Below are 16,627 nucleotides of genomic sequence, written 5' to 3' on the forward strand. Positions count from 1 at the left end.
AAAGAACTTTAATTTTCTAAAAAAGTACTTGACTATTAGGTGAATACAGTGTAAAATATATAATGTATTCAGTTGATAACGAGGGCCTTTAGCTCAGTTGGTTAGAGCAACCGGCTCATAACCGGTTGGTCCGGGGTTCGAGTCCCTGAAGGCCCACCAATTTAATATGGGGATATAGCTCAGCTGGGAGAGCACCTGCCTTGCACGCAGGGGGTCAAGGGTTCGAATCCCTTTATCTCCACCATAAAGACGGCGTTAGTCGTCTTTTTTATTTGCAAACAATAAATATGGTTCTATGAATAAATTATAGATATATGGAGATTGGTTAATATAAAATGAGCAGGAGAGAAATAGTTTCAGCTTAATTAGAATTATAGTAAATAGAGGCTATAGAGTATGAATTTTGAGGTTAGGAATAATTACTTAACCGTTGTATAATCATTATGTTACAACGATGTTAAGAGGGAGAGCATAAATGGGAACTTTATATAGAGAAACTGTTGCGTATAGGCATAGAAAATTGGCTAAATTTTTCTTATTATTAATTGCCTTAATAGTGTTGATTGATTTTACAATCATATTAAGTGACTTAAAAAGATTCATAAGGGAGTTTATATATTTAGGTTATGGTATAATTCCACTTGCAATAATAATAACCTTTTTAATATGGGTAAAATGTAAGACAAAGTTCAGATATGCTATTATTGATAATGAGCTTATTATTGAAAGGTTTAATGGTAATAAAAGAAAGGTTGAGTTAAGTTTAAATGCTAAACACATATTAAAAATAGAGAAAGTATCTTCAGAAACCAAGAAGTCAGAAATTGACAAAGATAGTATCTTTCTATGTACAAAGAGATTGGCTTTAGCATATAAAGTTACTTACGAAAAGGAAGGAAACATATATAGTTTTTACTTTGAACCCAGTAGTAGACTCATAAATAAGTTAAACCAATTAATTAGTAGATAAAAGCCGCTTAATTTTTAAGCGGCTTTTTTATGATATCAGGGTTCTGGATAATATCAATACCGGTAAGGGCTAATGCACAGGCTGCTTTAAGCATATTTTCTTTAGCATAGCTGGTTATTGTGCAATCAGCAAATTCTTTTGAGTAGTATTGGGTAGGTTCTTCGCATATGCCTATGTAAGGATGTATTGTAGGAATTATTTGACTTACATTTCCAATATCCAGGCTTGCCAAGGAAGTAATAGAACCATGTATGTTTATTATGCCCCTTTCTTTTAAATTATGGCATGCAATAGTTGATAAATCATGATTTGTAATAAGAGGCAGATATTCATGCTCAGAGACTTTATAATCAACCTTGCAGTTATATAATTTAGCTGTAAAATCAGCGCTGTTGATGATTTGATTCAATATATCAGAAATAACTTTTTTATCTGCTGATTTAACCATGAAGCTGCAGCTGACCTCTCCAGGTATCAGACTTATATCATCTCCACCATTGGTTATGATTCCATTAATAAATCCACGATGATGGTATTTATTCTTTAAAGATTCAATCAAGTTGAAAAGCATCACGCAAGGAGTAATAGCATTTATACCTTCCTTAAGATTAAGGGAAGAATGTGCCTGTCTTCCAATAAAAGTTAAATCCACAATAGACATTCCAAGGGAAGAACCGCTTTCACATGTTTTATCCATTGCATGACCACAGATAATTGCATCAACATCTGAAAAAACTCCCTCAGACAACATTACGATTTTAGAGGGATATTTATTTTCTGCAGGGCAACCTATTAATACTACGCTGCCACCTATCTTTTCAATACCTCTTTTCAAGCCAACAGCTGCACCTAAATTTATAGCTGAAGTTATGTTATGTCCGTTAGCATGCCCCATATTTTTAACTGCATCGTATTCACATAAATAAGCTATTTTAGGGGATGAGGAGCCATATTCTGCTTTAAAGGAGTAATTTATATTGGCTACATTTTCAGTAATTTTAAAGCCTTCATCCTTTAGGATGGAAATTAAAATTTCAGAGGATTTTTCTTCATTAAATGAGAGTTCCGGATTTTTATAAAGAGTATCAACAATATATTCAAGTTTATCCTTAAAGTTCTCTACATACCCAGCAACCATGGCTCTAACTGCATTGCTCATAAAATCACCTCATAATCTTTATAACATACTAATATTAGTATTAACTTTAGATAATTTTATATAAGTGAATAATTTGTTTTATATAAGGTAATAATTGGAATAAACAGACCGAGAGAGCAGGTGATAGTATGAGATGTTTTATATGTGAAAATGAAATAAAAGATGGAAATGGTATTAATTTATTAAATGAAAAAATCTGCAGTCTATGTGTTGCCAGTATTGGAGAAATAAAAATAAATCATGTATTATATAATTACTATAAAGATAAAATCAGAGATATTTATAGATTGAATATGAATAGAAATATAATTATTAAATCATAAAAGTAGCAGCCATCAGGTTGCTTTATTTTTTTTATTTGTAAATGTATAATGTATTTATAGTTTTGCTTAAGGGGCTGATAAATTTGAATAAAATGCCTATAGTAGAAGGTTTAATTGATTATATAAATGAAGATATAATTCCTTTTCATATGCCGGGGCATAAAAATAATAAAAGGCAATTTAATGAACTTAATGTGATAAGGGATAACCTTTATAAAATGGATAATACCGAGGTACCTGGTCTGGATAATCTCCATTTACCAGAAGAAATGATTTTACATTCACAAAAACTTGCTGCACAGGCATATAAAGCAGCCAAAAGCTATTTTTTAATTAATGGTAGTACTTGTGGTATATATAGTATGATAACAGGTACAACAAAACCAGGGGATAAAATAATTGTTCAGAGGAACTGTCATCGTTCAGTTTTTATGGCGTGTTTTTTAGGTGGACTAAATTGTGTTTATGTTAATCCAAGAATATTAGATGAATTTAATATTGCTGTATCAGTTGAAACATCAGATTTGATTAAGATAATGGATGAGAATCCAGATGCAAAGGCAATTGTAATAACAAATCCAACTTTTTATGGAACCTGCTGCAACCTAGAGGAAATAGTAAAGGAAGCACACAGACGAAAAATTCTTGTTTTAGTTGATGAAGCTCATGGAGCTCATTTTCCATTCAATGATAATCTTCCTAAATCAGCTATGGAATGCGGGGCTGACGTCTCGGTTGTGAGTATGCATAAAACAACCCCTGCCTTAACACAGACTGCACTTTTAAATGTAAGTAAGGGGGTAGATACAGAGGGGATAGAGTTTATGTTAAAACTCTATCAAAGTACCAGTCCTTCATATATATTGCTTGCATCCATAGATACTGCAAGATATATAATGCAAGAAAAGGGAAGAATTTTGACAGATGAGTTGCTGGTTAATATAAATGAATTTAGAGATAAAATGAGCAGCATAGAGGAATACAGACTTTTAGGAAAGGAACATATTGGTGTAAAGGGAGTTTCTGATGTTGATATAACAAAAATAGTTATATCTTCAAATTTTGGTGGGAAAAATTTAGATAATTTATTAAGACAAAAATATGGGATACAGGTTGAAATGTCAGATGTAAATAACATCACTTTAATCTGTAGTGTAGGAGATAATAAAGAATCCTTTGATTTATTATATAATGCACTTATTGATGTCATAAAAAACAAGGAAAAGGTTAATAAGTCTATTCATTTTAAAAAAAGTATACCAGGCTATAAGATAGCTATTAATATGAGGGAGGCTTATTATACAAAGAAAAGAAGGATTAGATTATGTGAGGCAAGTGGTATGATAAGTGGAGAATTAGTTGCGCCCTATCCCCCAGGAATTCCGGTATTATTGCCTGGAGAATATATTACAGATGAGATAATTAATTATATTGAATTCGTTAAGGAGAATAACATTCCATTAAACGGTATTAATGATGGGACAGCAGAATATATTAATGTACTTGATGTTTAGGAGGAAAATATGAAAAAGGGAATATTTATTTGCATAGATGGACCAGAGGGTGGAGGAAAAACAACTATAATCGGGCTTTTAGGACAATATCTTCAGTCAAAAGGATTAGACTTTTTATTAACTAGGGAACCTGGAGGAATAGCTATTTCAGAGCAGATCAGGGAGGTTATTTTAAATAAAGAAAATACCTCTATGGATGGGAGAACAGAGGCATTACTTTATGCTGCTGCAAGAAGACAGCACCTTGTTGAAAAGATTATTCCAGCGTTAAAAGATGGGAAAATTGTAATATGTGACAGATTCCTTGATGCCTCTTTGGCATACCAAGGACATGCAAGGGGATTAGGTATAGATGAAGTATTGCAGATAAACAGGTTTGCCATTGAAAATTACATTCCTGATTTAACAATACTTTTAGATATTGAACCTGAGATTGGACTTAAAAGAATAGCTGCAAATAAAGGAAGAGAAGTTAATAGATTAGATTTAGAAGCTGTAGATTTTCATAGAAAAGTAAGAGAGGGTTATCAAATATTACTTAATAGATATTCAGAGAGGATAAAGAGAGTTGATGCCAGTCAAAGTATAGAAAAAGTCTTCAATGATGTTTTAGAACTAGTGAGAAAAGAAATAGAAAGGGTCTAAAACAAATACTAATAAATATTAGGAAAAATTAATAATTATTAAAATTGCACATTTTCCTTCCATAAAAAGGATTTTAAAGGGTATAATATATTTAAATATATTGGTTCAGAAACATTAAAATTATTAATATGGAGGGGTTATTATGAAGCTTGTTATTGCCATTGTTCATGACGACGATGCTGGCGAATTAATTAAGAAAATTACCCGAAAAGGATTTGGAGTCACAAAATTAGCTACAACAGGAGGATTTTTAAAGGCAGGAAATACTACCCTATTAATAGGTGTAGAAAAGGAAAAGGTTGAAGAAGTTTTAGATATAATAAGAAAGGTGTGTACAACCAGAAAACAGATTGTCTCTCCACCATCACCAGTTTTAGGAGCTACAGGTGTTTATGTACCTAATCCTGTTGAGATTACCATTGGTGGAGCAACAGTTTTTGTCATAGATGTTGATAAATTTGAAAAAGTATAATACGGAGTGATAGGCTTGTTTGAATTTGCGGGACAAGAATTTGCAAGGGAAGTGTTTGAAAAAATATATAAAAACAATAAAATATCCCATGCATATATATTAACAGGTCCGGATGGAGTTGGGAAAAGTGATTTTGCAATGTATATGGCGGCAAAACTGCTTTGTAGTTCAGAGGTAAAACCCTGTGGTTTATGCAGTCAGTGTTTAAAAATAAAAAATGGCAACCATCCGGACTTTGTTGTAATATCAAGCAAAGGGAAGAGTATTGGGGTTGATGAAATTAGAAATCTTACAGATGAGATTTATACAAAACCATACGAAGGATATAAAAAAATAGTGGTTATTAAGGAAGCGGATACAATAACAGTTCAAGGACAAAATGCTATTTTAAAGACACTTGAAGATCCTCCAGAGTATGCAACAATAATCATGCTTACAGACAATGAAAATACAATATTACAGACAATAAGATCAAGGTGTCAAATTTTGAGATTGGGAAGAATAAATCCAGAAAAGATAAAGAATTTACTTATTAAGGAAGGGATAAATGAAGAAAATGCACAGCTGGCAGCCAGTATAAGTGATGGTATATTAGGCAATGCAAGGAATGCCTTAGATAAATCTTTTTTAGAGCTTAGAAGTAAAACTATGGAGTTTTCAAAGAGAATAATCAGAGAAAAAACAATTGAAGCATTTAAGGATGTAAAGTTTTTAGTTGATAATAAAGATAAGATAGAATTAATTCTTGATATTATGATGGCGTGGTACAGAGATATAATGCTTATAAAACTGATAAAAGACAGAGAAATTATTATAAATAAGGATTTTTATTCTGAGTTAGTTGAGGAAAGCAGGATATTATCTTATAATAGACTAGATAGAATAATTTTGGCAATAAATGATGCCAAAAATAAACTTAAGCAATATGCTAATTTTCAATTAACAATGGAAGTTATGCTTTTGGAAATACAGGAGGTATAGGATGATTACGGTTGTAGGCATCAGGTTTAAAAAAGCAGGTAAAATATATTACTTTGACCCTGATAATTTAGAAATAAAAAAGGGTGATTATGTAATAGTTGAGACCGCAAGGGGTCTGGAGTTTGGAGAAGTTGTTATAGGGATAAGACATGTAAGTGAAGAAGAAATAGTGGCTCCATTAAAGAAGGTTCTAAGGATTGCTACCCAGGAGGATGTTGAAAAGCATGCTGACAATAAATCAAGGGAAGAGGAGGCTTTTAATATATGTCTTGAAAAAATTGCCCAGCATGGACTTCCTATGAAGCTTATAGATGTGGAATATACATTTGATAACAATAAAATAATATTCTATTTTGTAGCCGATGGTAGAATAGATTTTAGAGAGTTAGTAAAGGATTTGGCTGCTATTTTCAGAACGAGAATTGAATTGAGACAGATAGGAGTTCGAGATGAGTCAAAGATGGTTGGCGGACTTGGACCTTGCGGCAGGCCTATGTGCTGTTCTTCATTCATAGGAGACTTTGAACCTGTATCAATAAAAATGGCAAAGGAACAGAATTTATCACTTAATCCAACTAAGATTTCAGGGGTTTGTGGAAGATTAATGTGCTGCTTAAATTATGAGCAGAGCACATATGAAGATATAAGAAAAATAACTCCTTCCGTAGGCTCAATTGTTAAAACAAAGGAAGGACAGGGAGAGGTTATTGAAAATAACATTATTAAAGAAAGTCTTAAAGTAAAAATTTTAAATGAAAAAGATGAACCAATAATAAAAATCTTTTCAATCTATGATGTTGAACTTATATCAGGAAATTATGAACATCAGGAAATAAATGAAGAGGAAATAAAATTAGAATTGGAAGACGTAGATGATATAAAGGAAATTAAAAACCTACTTCAAGAATAGATATATGAAGTAACATGATGAAATTTGGAGAAATTTGCGTATAATAAACATTATAATAAAAATAAATACTTTTCAGATTATAGCTAAAGTGTTAAAATAAGTTTGAAAAGTGTTTTGAGGAGGTGAATCACCTATGGCATACAAAATAACAGATGCTTGCGTTAGCTGTGGAGCATGTGAACCAGAATGCCCAGTTAACTGCATATCAGCAGGAGAAGGAATATACGTTATAGATGCTGCAGCATGTATAGACTGTGGAAACTGTGCAAATGTTTGCCCAGTAGCTGCTCCAGTTCAAGAATAATAACGTACTTAAGGAAGGTCCAAACGGACCTTTTTTATTTTGCTTTAAAGTTGATATATGAAAAAAATATATTATAGATTATAATAATATAATTGAATAAGCATAAAAGGAGAGATACAATGCTTAAGGAAGGAGAAAGAATAGACGATTTACAGCTTAAGGGATTAAAGCTGATTCAAAATCCAAAATGGTTCTGCTTTGGAATAGATGCCGTTCTTTTATCAGATTTTGCATCAATAAAAAGAAAAGACAGCGTGGTTGACCTTGGAACAGGAACAGGAATAATCCCAACCCTTGTTTACGGGAAATATGAGCCAAGAGAAATTATTGGAGTAGAAATTCAGGAAGAAGTAGCAGATATGGCTAGAAGAAGTGTTACTTTAAACAATCTAGAAGAAGTCATAAAAATATATACTGGAGATATAAAGGATTGTTTTAAGGATATAGGGGTAAACAAATATGATGTAGTTTTATCTAATCCACCATATAAAAAGAATAGTTCAGGCATATTGAATCCACATGATAATAAGGCAATATCCAGACATGAAATACTAATAAATCTGGAAGAACTTATTTATACAGCCTCAAAACTGTTAAAGGATGGTGGAAGATTTTATTTGATACATAGGCCAGAAAGGCTTGCTAATATTATTATTGGTCTTGAAAAACATAGGTTTGCACCTAAGAGAATAAGATTTGTTCATCCAAAGGTTGGTAAGGCTCCTACAATGGTTCTTGTTGAAGCTACACGTTTTGGAGGAGATTTTTTAAAGGTAGAGGAACCTCTATATGTATATAATGATGATGGAACATATTCTGAAGAAATAAATAGAATTTACGGAAGGTGTCAAAATGAAGGGGAAAATATTTCTTGTTGCAACTCCAATAGGTAACTTGGAGGATATTAGTATCAGAGCTATAAATACATTAAAAGAGGTAGATATAATAGCTGCTGAGGATACCAGGCAGACGCTGAAACTATTAAATCACTTTGAAATAAAAAAGCCACTGATAAGTTATCATGAACATAACAAAAAGGAAAGTGGAGATAAACTAATAAAAAGGGCATTAGATGGTGAGAGCATAGCCATAGTTACAGATGCAGGTACTCCTGGAATCTCTGATCCAGGTGAAGATATAGTTCGATTAGCTGTTGAAAATAACATAGATGTATTTCTGATTCCAGGTCCTGCTGCCCTTATATATGCTCTTGTGGTTTCAGGTATATCCACATCCAGATTTATTTTTGAGGGCTTTATGCCAAGGGAAAATAAGGAAAGAAGGATAAAACTTCAGGAATTAAAAAACGAAGAAAGAACAATTATTTTTTATGAAGCACCACATAGACTTATAAAAACTTTAAATGATATGTATGAACAATTGGGAAACAGGAAAATAGCTATATGCAGGGAATTAACTAAAAAGCATGAAGAAATATTAAGATGCACTTTGTCAGAGGCAATAGAAATATATTCTGATAAAGAGCCAAAGGGTGAGTATGTAATTGTTATAGAGGGTAAAAATAAATCCGAAATTGAAAGAGAAAAACAAGAAGAACTGGATAAGATACCAATTGAAGAACATATTCAAATGTATATTAATGAGGGACTAAGTAAAAAGGATGCCATTAAAATGGTTGCCAAGGATAGAAATTTATCTAAATCTGAAGTATATAAATTCAGCTTAGAAATATAATAGATATGGTATTATAAAAATAAACCTGTGCATATCGCACAGGTTTTATGTAATTACTCAGATTTAAGTTCAGCCATGCAAGTTTTGCAGATGTTCTTACCCTTAAAGTTTTCAACATCCTTTGCATTTCCACAGAATATACAAGCTGGTTGATATTTCTTAAGGATTATCATTTCTCCTTCTACATATATTTCAAGAGCATCCTTTTCAGCTATTTCCATTGTTCTTCTTAGCTCTATAGGAATAACTACTCTACCAAGCTCGTCTACTCTTCTTACAACACCAGTTGATTTCATTGTGTTACCTCCTTCAACAATCTTCGACATTTCAGTAATTAAAGAATAGCAAATCTACCAATTAAAGTCAATGGGTTAAATAATAAATTTCTATTAAACTTAATTAATATATCAAAAAATTTTGAAATGAATATTTGGAATTAATTTATTTATTTAATAAATTACATTATTGTTATACAATTATAGGTGGGTGAATAATTTTTGTTTTTCGAATTTTAGTTATTTTGTTTTATGTAGTAGTATAATTATTATGGAAGTGTTAATTTTTTATCATAATAAATGCTATGGGTTATTTAAAAACTTATTTGAAGAAAAAGTTGAAATATAGTATGCAGATTATTTTAGGGGGTAATTATGAGAAATTGGATGGATGAAGTAAGAAATTATGCCATTGAAAACAAATTAGATATATATTTGATTGGAGGGGCATTAAGGGATAGATTGCTACAAAGGGATATATCTGACTATGATTTTGTAAGTAAGGAAGATTGTCATAGAATTGGGAAAAATATTGCTGATAATATCAAAGGTTCATACGTTAATATGCATAATGATGTAGCTAGAATTGTAAAGGATAATACATATATAGATATTGCCAATTTAAAAGGAAATAATATTTTGGAAGATTTGGGTCAAAGGGATTTTACTATAAACTCCATTGCAGAAAATATTGTTACTGGGGAAATTATAGATATTTATAATGGGAGAGAAGATTTAAAAAAGCAATTGATAAGAGTTATAAAAGATGATGTGTTTTTAAAGGACGGCATAAGATTATTAAGGGCAGTAAGGCTTGCCAGTGATTTAGATTTTGAAATAGAAAAATCAACAAAGGAAAAAATACAAAGGGATGCTACTTTACTTACTTACGCTGCCGGGGAGAGAATCCTTGATGAATTATATAAAATATTAAGAAACAAAGAAAGCTCAAAATACATTACACTTTTAGATAATCTGAATCTTCTAGAGGTTGTTTTCCCTATTATGAAGAGAATGAAAAATGTAGGTAAATGCAGATACCATGTGGTACATGCATATGAGCATTCTTTATTAACATTAGATTTTTTAGAAAAAAATATAAACGACATATATTCAAGTAAATGGGGCAATAGAATAAGTGAACATTTTAATATGCAGGTGAATGGATACCCTAGGTTTTTAACTCTTAAATTATCAGCTTTTCTTCATGATATTGGGAAACCTGATGCAATTACAATTGAGGGTGATAAAGTAAGTTTCAGGTTACATGACAAAAAAGGAGAAGAGGTATTTCAAAAAATAGCTGAAAGGCTGGCAATGTCAAGCGCCCAGAAAAAGATTATTAAGTCTGTAATATCAGGGCATATGAGGGTATTGGGGTTATTTAAACAGGGAGCAACAGAAAAGGCGATATACAATTTTTTTAGAGATTATGGAGAAGATGCAATAGATATATTTATCTGCTCTCTGTGTGACATTTCAGCAACAAGAAGCTTACTGGATGATAAGGATGAAAGTAAAAAATATTGGAATTTTATAATGGAGCTAATAGATAAATATTATGATAATTATGATACAAAAATGAGTAAAGTTAAATTTATTACAGGTAAAGATGTTATTGAAGTTACAGGTCTTAAAGGAAAGGATATAGGTAAAATCCTTAAAGAAGTTGATGAATTAATTTTTATTGGTAATATTAAAACAAAGCAGGAAGCATTGGAATTTATCAGGAAATATAGGAGGTAGTATTTTGAAAAGGGCATTTGTAGTTGATTTTGACGGAACTGTTACAAGGGATGATATTGGACATTTGATAATAAAAACCTTTGCAGAGGAAGGCTGGGGTGAATGGGAAGAATTGTGGATAGAAAGAAAAATAACCACCCCTATGTGTGCAGAAATGCAATGGAGTATGGTAAATATAGCTCCAGAGGATATAATTGATTTTGTAAAAAATGCTGATTTCAATCAAGGTTTTAAAGAGTTTTATGAATATGTTAGCAGAATAGGTGATAGGATTATTATAGCTTCAGACGGATTTGATTTTTATATTAATCCAATTTTAAAAAACAGTGGGTTTGATAATATTGAGGTAAGGTGCTGTCATTTAGAGTATAAAGATGGATGGAAGTTTTCATATCCTAATCTATCTAAAAAATGTGGACAATGTGGAAATTGTAAAAAAGAGATTGTTGATAAATTAAAGGAAGAGGGTTACAAGGTTTATTACATTGGGGATGGATATTCAGACAGATGTGGCTGTACAAATGCAGATGTAATTTTTGCCAAATCTCACCTAGCAAGATATTGCGAAGATGAAAAGATTCCACATATTAAATTTAAGGATTTTAAAGAAATAATGGCAGCAATATAAGAAAGGCCTGTGGCATTAGCATTAAAGCTAATGCCACAGGCTATTAAATTGCATATTTAAGACTATTTACTATATTCTTTGAACCAATACTAAGTGTGAAGTGATGGTCATCTTTTACCACCTGAAAACTGGAGATTGTATTTTCCATATCAGATATCCATATATAATAGTCAATATCCAGTCCAGCAAAGGTCTTTGTTCTTTGATAGATTATTTTTCCGTATTCACTGAACCATTTCAGGATATATCTACAGTCCTTTTCTTCAGCTACAGGATAGATGTCAAGACGCTGCTTGCAGATATTATATAAGGGAAACTTTTTATGGACATTTCCGTATCTGTTTTTGAAAAGATTGAGATCCTCAAAATATTCCGTCTGACATGAATTATCCTCTGGGAAAAGTTCATATACCCCACAGAAATTTCTTTTTAATACCCTTACATCTCCTTCCTTAATTTCTACGTGAATTGTTCTACCTTTTTTAAGGTTGGCAACTTCGTCGGGTTTAAAAATCATTTCTACACCTCCACATTTTTTGGAGTCACACCCTGATGTCTTTTCCTATGATTATTTTAATTTTAACATACATGATTTAACTTGTGTATTAAAATCATATTAATTTATTAATAATTTTATGAAAAGTTTAATAAATTTTAAAAATGACAATTGACTTCAATAAAAAAACAAATGCTGATAAGGCAAGTATAAATTAGATTATCCTTATCATACATATGATAAGAGGTGATTGAATGATAAACATAATATGGTTTTTTATGATTGTAGTTGGGATTGTTACACTGATGATAAAGGGTGATATTCAGAATATGATGATTATAATGTCGGAGTCCGCTGAAAAATCTATGGAATTATTAATTGCCTTATCTGGAATAATGGCAGTTTGGTCTGGGATGATGAGGCTGTGCGAAAAATCTGGGATGGTAGATTTAGCTGCAAAACTTCTTTCGTTACCAATGAGGATTTTATTTCCTGGACTGGATAAGAAAAATAAAAAGGCATTAGGTAGTATAATAATGAATCTGGCAACAAATATGATGGGCCTGTCTAATGCAGCAACTCCATTTGGAATAAAGGCTATGAATGAGCTTCAAAGTATTAATCCACAAAAGGACAGAGCATCTGACTATATGGTAACTTTTTTAATAGTTAATGCAACATGTGTGCAGTTTTTGCCAACAACTGTAATATCAATAAGAGCTGGTTTAAAATCTTCTAATCCTTCAGATATAATAGTTCCAACAATTATTGCAACAACAGCTGCATTAATATCGGGTCTGATATCAAACCTGTTATTGAGAAAAATTTATAAATGAGGTTAATATATGAGAGTGGAAGTTTTTATTTTACCATCAATTGTTTTATTAATTTTGTCTGTTGCAGCACTTAAAAAAGTTAAAGTATACGAAGAATTTGTGGATGGAGCCAAGGATGGCTTTATATCTGTGTTTAAAATTGCGCCATATTTACTGACAATGTTATTTGCAATTGATATTTTCAGAAAATCTGGGGCAATGGATTTTTTAATTAAGTTTATAAGCCCAGTAACAAAAATTTTTAACATACCTGATGGAGTTATTCCCATGATAATAATAAAGCCTCTGTCAGGAAGTGGGGCACTGGGGATTATGACGGATATTGCAAAAACTTACGGAGTTGACTCAATTGAGGGAAGAATTGCAGCGGTAATGATGGGATCTACTGAGACTATATTTTACACCCTTTCAATTTATTTTGGAGCATGTCAGATCAAGAAAATAAGACATAGCTTGTTATCAGCATTAATTGCTCATATAATTGGGTGTTTAGCAGCAGTATATGTATGTTATATATTTTATAAATAGATAGATATAGCAGATGATAGTTGATATATATCAATCTTAATTGATATAATTAGGAAAATATAAAATGAAAATGGTGAAGCAAATGAAAAGAATAAAGAAATCAACATTAATATTATTTTTACTTATGTCTATTATACCAATGTGCATATTCACTATTGGCAGTGCTGTACAGTCAATAAATTATTTTGCAGATAGGTATATGGATTATGTTAATGATATTGTTAGTCGTGAAGAGAGGCACATCAGCAATTATATATATAATAATTTAAATAGTGTTGCCTTGGTGTCAAATTCTGACAATATCGTCAGTGGAGAAAAACATGAGATAATAGACGTTTTTATAAGATTCATGGATGTTAATAAAAATTTTGAAAAGATGAAGTTTGTTTATACAAATGGCAGGGTAATTGAAGTCAACAGAAAAGGTGAGGTTGCAGATTATCATAAAAAACCTCTAAGCTATGTTGAGGCCACATGCATCGAAAAAGAAAGATTTTCCATGTTATCAGATGAAAACAATGGTAAATACATTGTTTTTTCAGTAATTCATAGAAAAAATGGGATAAAAACAGCCACTGTAATTGGATATGTTCCATTATATAAGGCAGAAATGATAAATAAAAGCATGGATGTTGGAGGGATTGTAGACATATATATTGAGGACAGCAGGGGAAGTTACTTTATGAAGAGTGATTTCAATGGGCTAAATAAAGCCCCAATTGAATTCAACATAAAGGATACTGATTGGAAGTTAAAAGCTGATGTTAATATTATAGACTTAAAGAAAGGCATATACGTAGATGTTTTAACCAGAGTTATTATTTTATTGATGATAATTATAGTTGCCATAATTTTTATATCCATTTACATATCTGATAAAATAGATATGGTGGTAAATAGGATTTTAACTGCTTCAAAATCCTTCACCAGATTAAATGAGAAGGATGAAATTTTTATGGAATATAAGGAGTTAAATGATATAGCCAAGAATTATAACAAAATGGTTGATATTATAAGTCATACTACAGGTTATGTTGATGAAGTTTTGTACCATGATAAGCTTACAGGATTATTCAGCAAGAGATACATGGAGGAAAAACTCAACAACATATTAAAAAATTATGAAAAAAGTAAAGTCTTTTTCATGATTGTACAGATAGATTTGTTTGAAAAGATAAATGATGTATATGGCAGAGCAATAGGTGATATTTTAATATTTGAAGCTGGGAAAATTATAAGAGAAAATATCAGATTTAAGGACATTGCAATAAGGCTTGGCTGGGGTGAATTTTTAATTATTTTAACTGATACTGATTTGGAAAAGGCAAATAGTATAGCTGAAAAAATAAGAAACACCTGTGAAGAATATATAGTCAACACAAAGGATTTAGAGATTAAATTTACTGTGAGTGTTGGTGTAAAAAGCTATAGTGGAGATGCTCAGGAAACGGCTGCTGATTTACAAAGCTGTTTTATAAAGATAAGGGGAACAGAAAAAAACTGTATAAAAAATCTTTAGAGATAATTATTTTAAGGCAAAGTGGGAAATATATGTATGGGTGATTGTATGCGGTACATATTTTTGATATCTCGCTTTGCTTCTTTTGTTATAGATTATCTTTTTTTGTACTTATTTACAACATTATTAGCTAAATTTAACACCATGGGATATATTTTATCTTTAATTTTGTTTTTCCTGTATAGGTATTTAACAACAGCCTTTTATGGGGCTACCTTAGGCATGAAAATACTAAAATTAAGACTTAAATCTTTTGATAAAAGAATATGTTTAAAGCGTGAAATCTATAGATTTGCTTCATCCTTTTTTTATATTGGGTATCTATATGCATTGATAGACGGTAATGGCAGAACCTTTCATGATATCCTTTCTGATACAGCTGTTGTAATAAAGGATGGAGAGATAAAGAAGGATGAAAAAGAGAAATACGTAAAAATAGTTGCAGTTATCTTATTAATTATATCAACAACTAAATGGACAGCAGATTTCATATTAAACGACATAGGCTTTATAGGGTTAAAGAAAAAATATATTTCAGATCTGTATTTCCAAAGTTTTGAAGGAGATAAATTAATAAGTTTGTCTCAGGATGAATTATATATGAAAACTCTTGGTAGGAAATACACTGCAGTTGTGGATATTGATAACAAGCCATCCCTTATAAGGATATCTAATAAATTAAAATATTCAGAAGTATATAAACTGAATTTACGGGATTCAAAAATTGTTGGTGAATATATCTATAAAATAGATCTTCCTATACAATATCTATGCAGCGGTGTTTTTAAAGAAACTAGAGATATGTGCGGAATAAGCCTGAGGGTGACATAGTATTGATAAATCAAAGTGGCAGAATATATGGAAAAAATAAAACACAAATCTCAAATATATTAAGCTTAAAATGTGGAGATATAGATATGGATGGGAAAGATGAGTCTGTCATATTAGGGCGAGGAGGAGATATAGAAATTTTTAAACTTTTGGATTCTAAGCTAAAAAGCGTTTATTTTGGAAAGTTCGGAGAAGATATAATGCCAATAAGTTTTCTAATAGACAGGGGAATTTTTGTATTGGCTAAGGGCTCTGAGAATAATCTTCTGTATTTTTATGAGTATAAAGATAACAAATTTAAATTTAGTTACAAAGAAGAAATTGATATAGATGGTAATGGAAATATATATAAATTTAATGATATGATTGTAGTTTCCAATATCAACAGAAACAATATGACTTTTCGAAGAGGCAAAATACAGAGATTAGATGTATTTGTAATAAAAGACAAAATAAAAAGGGTGTACAATTTTGGGAACAGACCAGGAAGAAGGTATGCATATTTGGTTAGAAATATAGATGATATATATGATATAGATGGAGATGGAAAAACGGAAATAATTTTTAAGGCAGTAGGCAGTGGAGATGTTAATGGCCAAGGATATAAAATTGAAATTTACGGTTTTAACAGATATCTCCTGATTTTAAACAGGGTTTTAACTTCAATTGAAAATCTGATGGATTTCTGATAGACCTCTGGTTAAAATAATATTTATAACTAAAATGAATATTGATATTGACAAGATATAGAATTTTATGTAATATCTAAATAATAAAATGCTGTGAAGGAAAGAG

Annotated in this window: 20 protein-coding genes, 2 tRNA genes and 1 other annotated feature (1 of these 23 cut by a window edge); of the genes, 19 read left to right on the plus strand and 3 right to left on the minus strand. The window is 31.0% G+C overall.

Annotated features, from left to right (window positions below):
* Positions 1 to 82: 82 nt before the first annotated feature.
* The 3 genes from Q428_RS00005 to Q428_RS00015 all read left to right on the plus strand — a co-directional run bounded on the left by Q428_RS00005 (position 83) and on the right by Q428_RS00015 (position 970).
* A tRNA-Ile gene (locus tag Q428_RS00005) sits at positions 83 to 159 on the plus strand.
* 9 nt (positions 160 to 168) lie between these two features.
* Positions 169 to 244: transfer RNA gene (locus tag Q428_RS00010), tRNA-Ala, on the plus strand.
* A gap of 231 nt (positions 245 to 475) precedes the next feature.
* A complete protein-coding gene (locus Q428_RS00015) occupies positions 476 to 970 on the plus strand; it encodes a hypothetical protein (RefSeq protein ID WP_035377016.1) in 495 nt (164 codons plus the stop codon).
* A 7-nt stretch (positions 971 to 977) separates the two neighbouring features.
* Here Q428_RS00015 and Q428_RS00020 read toward each other — a convergent pair whose 3' ends face one another.
* Entirely contained in the window at positions 978 to 2,129 is a 1,152-nt protein-coding gene (locus Q428_RS00020) for an amidohydrolase (protein WP_035377017.1), read from the minus strand.
* 128 nt (positions 2,130 to 2,257) lie between these two features.
* Here Q428_RS00020 and Q428_RS00025 point away from each other — a divergent pair, with 128 nt between their 5' ends.
* The 9 genes from Q428_RS00025 to rsmI all read left to right on the plus strand — a co-directional run bounded on the left by Q428_RS00025 (position 2,258) and on the right by rsmI (position 8,973).
* A complete protein-coding gene (locus tag Q428_RS00025; protein WP_035377018.1) occupies positions 2,258 to 2,452 on the plus strand; it encodes a sigma factor G inhibitor Gin in 195 nt (64 codons plus the stop codon).
* 92 nt (positions 2,453 to 2,544) lie between these two features.
* Positions 2,545 to 3,966 carry an aminotransferase class I/II-fold pyridoxal phosphate-dependent enzyme gene (locus tag Q428_RS00030; protein WP_035377267.1) on the plus strand — a complete coding sequence of 474 codons (1,422 nt, stop codon included), beginning with the start codon at positions 2,545 to 2,547 and terminating at the stop codon, positions 3,964 to 3,966.
* Between the two features lie 9 nt (positions 3,967 to 3,975).
* Positions 3,976 to 4,611, plus strand: coding sequence for a dTMP kinase (gene tmk, locus Q428_RS00035; RefSeq protein ID WP_035377020.1), 636 nt, complete (start codon positions 3,976 to 3,978; stop codon positions 4,609 to 4,611).
* 142 nt (positions 4,612 to 4,753) lie between these two features.
* A complete protein-coding gene (locus tag Q428_RS00040) occupies positions 4,754 to 5,083 on the plus strand; it encodes a cyclic-di-AMP receptor (protein ID WP_035377022.1) in 330 nt (109 codons plus the stop codon).
* Between the two features lie 15 nt (positions 5,084 to 5,098).
* Positions 5,099 to 6,064, plus strand: a complete 966-nt coding sequence (gene holB, locus Q428_RS00045; protein ID WP_051514757.1) for a DNA polymerase III subunit delta' — start codon at positions 5,099 to 5,101, stop codon at positions 6,062 to 6,064.
* A gap of 1 nt (position 6,065) precedes the next feature.
* Positions 6,066 to 6,974 (plus strand): PSP1 domain-containing protein, encoded by a 909-nt coding sequence (locus Q428_RS00050; protein ID WP_035377024.1) that lies wholly within the window; start codon positions 6,066 to 6,068, stop codon positions 6,972 to 6,974.
* 133 nt (positions 6,975 to 7,107) lie between these two features.
* Positions 7,108 to 7,278, plus strand: a complete 171-nt coding sequence (locus tag Q428_RS00055; RefSeq protein ID WP_035377026.1) for a DUF362 domain-containing protein — start codon at positions 7,108 to 7,110, stop codon at positions 7,276 to 7,278.
* A 119-nt stretch (positions 7,279 to 7,397) separates the two neighbouring features.
* The gene (locus Q428_RS00060) at positions 7,398 to 8,171 is read left to right on the plus strand and encodes a tRNA1(Val) (adenine(37)-N6)-methyltransferase (protein ID WP_051514759.1); all 774 of its coding nucleotides are present in this window, start codon (positions 7,398 to 7,400) and stop codon (positions 8,169 to 8,171) included.
* Complete coding sequence (rsmI, locus tag Q428_RS00065) at positions 8,131 to 8,973, plus strand: 16S rRNA (cytidine(1402)-2'-O)-methyltransferase (protein ID WP_035377028.1); 843 nt, start codon at positions 8,131 to 8,133, stop codon at positions 8,971 to 8,973. The genes Q428_RS00060 and rsmI overlap by 41 nt, the downstream gene beginning before the upstream one ends.
* 53 nt (positions 8,974 to 9,026) lie before the next feature.
* Here rsmI and Q428_RS00070 read toward each other — a convergent pair whose 3' ends face one another.
* The gene (locus Q428_RS00070; protein WP_035377030.1) at positions 9,027 to 9,269 is read right to left on the minus strand and encodes an AbrB/MazE/SpoVT family DNA-binding domain-containing protein; all 243 of its coding nucleotides are present in this window, start codon (positions 9,267 to 9,269) and stop codon (positions 9,027 to 9,029) included.
* 354 nt (positions 9,270 to 9,623) lie between these two features.
* Here Q428_RS00070 and Q428_RS00075 point away from each other — a divergent pair, with 354 nt between their 5' ends.
* Both Q428_RS00075 and Q428_RS00080 read left to right on the plus strand, forming a co-directional pair.
* Positions 9,624 to 10,994 carry a tRNA nucleotidyltransferase/poly(A) polymerase-related protein gene (locus tag Q428_RS00075; protein ID WP_035377032.1) on the plus strand — a complete coding sequence of 457 codons (1,371 nt, stop codon included), beginning with the start codon at positions 9,624 to 9,626 and terminating at the stop codon, positions 10,992 to 10,994.
* A gap of 4 nt (positions 10,995 to 10,998) precedes the next feature.
* A complete protein-coding gene (locus tag Q428_RS00080) occupies positions 10,999 to 11,622 on the plus strand; it encodes an MtnX-like HAD-IB family phosphatase (protein WP_035377034.1) in 624 nt (207 codons plus the stop codon).
* 43 nt (positions 11,623 to 11,665) lie between these two features.
* Here Q428_RS00080 and Q428_RS00085 read toward each other — a convergent pair whose 3' ends face one another.
* Positions 11,666 to 12,139 carry a hypothetical protein gene (locus Q428_RS00085; RefSeq protein WP_035377036.1) on the minus strand — a complete coding sequence of 158 codons (474 nt, stop codon included), beginning with the start codon at positions 12,137 to 12,139 and terminating at the stop codon, positions 11,666 to 11,668.
* Positions 12,140 to 12,372: 233 nt separating this feature from the next.
* Here Q428_RS00085 and Q428_RS00090 point away from each other — a divergent pair, with 233 nt between their 5' ends.
* The 5 genes from Q428_RS00090 to Q428_RS00110 all read left to right on the plus strand — a co-directional run bounded on the left by Q428_RS00090 (position 12,373) and on the right by Q428_RS00110 (position 16,521).
* Positions 12,373 to 12,954, plus strand: a complete 582-nt coding sequence (locus Q428_RS00090; protein ID WP_035377038.1) for a nucleoside recognition domain-containing protein — start codon at positions 12,373 to 12,375, stop codon at positions 12,952 to 12,954.
* A 9-nt stretch (positions 12,955 to 12,963) separates the two neighbouring features.
* The gene (locus Q428_RS00095) at positions 12,964 to 13,482 is read left to right on the plus strand and encodes a spore maturation protein (protein ID WP_035377040.1); all 519 of its coding nucleotides are present in this window, start codon (positions 12,964 to 12,966) and stop codon (positions 13,480 to 13,482) included.
* A gap of 82 nt (positions 13,483 to 13,564) precedes the next feature.
* A complete protein-coding gene (locus Q428_RS00100; protein ID WP_161633567.1) occupies positions 13,565 to 15,001 on the plus strand; it encodes a GGDEF domain-containing protein in 1,437 nt (478 codons plus the stop codon).
* Between the two features lie 48 nt (positions 15,002 to 15,049).
* Positions 15,050 to 15,832 carry an RDD family protein gene (locus tag Q428_RS00105; RefSeq protein WP_035377045.1) on the plus strand — a complete coding sequence of 261 codons (783 nt, stop codon included), beginning with the start codon at positions 15,050 to 15,052 and terminating at the stop codon, positions 15,830 to 15,832.
* 2 nt (positions 15,833 to 15,834) lie between these two features.
* Complete coding sequence (locus Q428_RS00110) at positions 15,835 to 16,521, plus strand: hypothetical protein (protein WP_035377047.1); 687 nt, start codon at positions 15,835 to 15,837, stop codon at positions 16,519 to 16,521.
* A gap of 84 nt (positions 16,522 to 16,605) precedes the next feature.
* Positions 16,606 to 16,627 (plus strand) — a binding site (T-box leader); it runs 211 nt beyond the window's last position.

This window comes from Fervidicella metallireducens AeB (assembly GCF_000601455.1).
In the GTDB taxonomy this organism is placed as follows: Bacteria; Bacillota; Clostridia; order Clostridiales; family Caloramatoraceae; genus Fervidicella; species Fervidicella metallireducens.

Bases quoted from the DNA above. Each gene is read 5' to 3' on its own strand.
- Q428_RS00055 (WP_035377026.1), top strand. From the start codon at position 7,108: ATGGCATACAAAATAACAGATGCTTGCGTTAGCTGTGGAGCATGTGAA.
- rsmI (WP_035377028.1), top strand. From the start codon at position 8,131: ATGAAGGGGAAAATATTTCTTGTTGCAACTCCAATAGGTAACTTGGAG.
- Q428_RS00085 (WP_035377036.1), bottom strand. From the start codon at position 12,139: ATGATTTTTAAACCCGACGAAGTTGCCAACCTTAAAAAAGGTAGAACA.
- Q428_RS00090 (WP_035377038.1), top strand. From the start codon at position 12,373: ATGATAAACATAATATGGTTTTTTATGATTGTAGTTGGGATTGTTACA.
- Q428_RS00075 (WP_035377032.1), top strand. From the start codon at position 9,624: ATGAGAAATTGGATGGATGAAGTAAGAAATTATGCCATTGAAAACAAA.
- Q428_RS00070 (WP_035377030.1), bottom strand. From the start codon at position 9,269: ATGAAATCAACTGGTGTTGTAAGAAGAGTAGACGAGCTTGGTAGAGTA.
- Q428_RS00015 (WP_035377016.1), top strand. From the start codon at position 476: ATGGGAACTTTATATAGAGAAACTGTTGCGTATAGGCATAGAAAATTG.
- tmk (WP_035377020.1), top strand. From the start codon at position 3,976: ATGAAAAAGGGAATATTTATTTGCATAGATGGACCAGAGGGTGGAGGA.
- Q428_RS00105 (WP_035377045.1), top strand. From the start codon at position 15,050: ATGCGGTACATATTTTTGATATCTCGCTTTGCTTCTTTTGTTATAGAT.
- Q428_RS00040 (WP_035377022.1), top strand. From the start codon at position 4,754: ATGAAGCTTGTTATTGCCATTGTTCATGACGACGATGCTGGCGAATTA.
- Q428_RS00025 (WP_035377018.1), top strand. From the start codon at position 2,258: ATGAGATGTTTTATATGTGAAAATGAAATAAAAGATGGAAATGGTATT.
- Q428_RS00060 (WP_051514759.1), top strand. From the start codon at position 7,398: ATGCTTAAGGAAGGAGAAAGAATAGACGATTTACAGCTTAAGGGATTA.
- Q428_RS00020 (WP_035377017.1), bottom strand. From the start codon at position 2,129: ATGAGCAATGCAGTTAGAGCCATGGTTGCTGGGTATGTAGAGAACTTT.
- Q428_RS00050 (WP_035377024.1), top strand. From the start codon at position 6,066: ATGATTACGGTTGTAGGCATCAGGTTTAAAAAAGCAGGTAAAATATAT.
- Q428_RS00100 (WP_161633567.1), top strand. From the start codon at position 13,565: ATGAAAAGAATAAAGAAATCAACATTAATATTATTTTTACTTATGTCT.
- Q428_RS00095 (WP_035377040.1), top strand. From the start codon at position 12,964: ATGAGAGTGGAAGTTTTTATTTTACCATCAATTGTTTTATTAATTTTG.
- Q428_RS00030 (WP_035377267.1), top strand. From the start codon at position 2,545: ATGCCTATAGTAGAAGGTTTAATTGATTATATAAATGAAGATATAATT.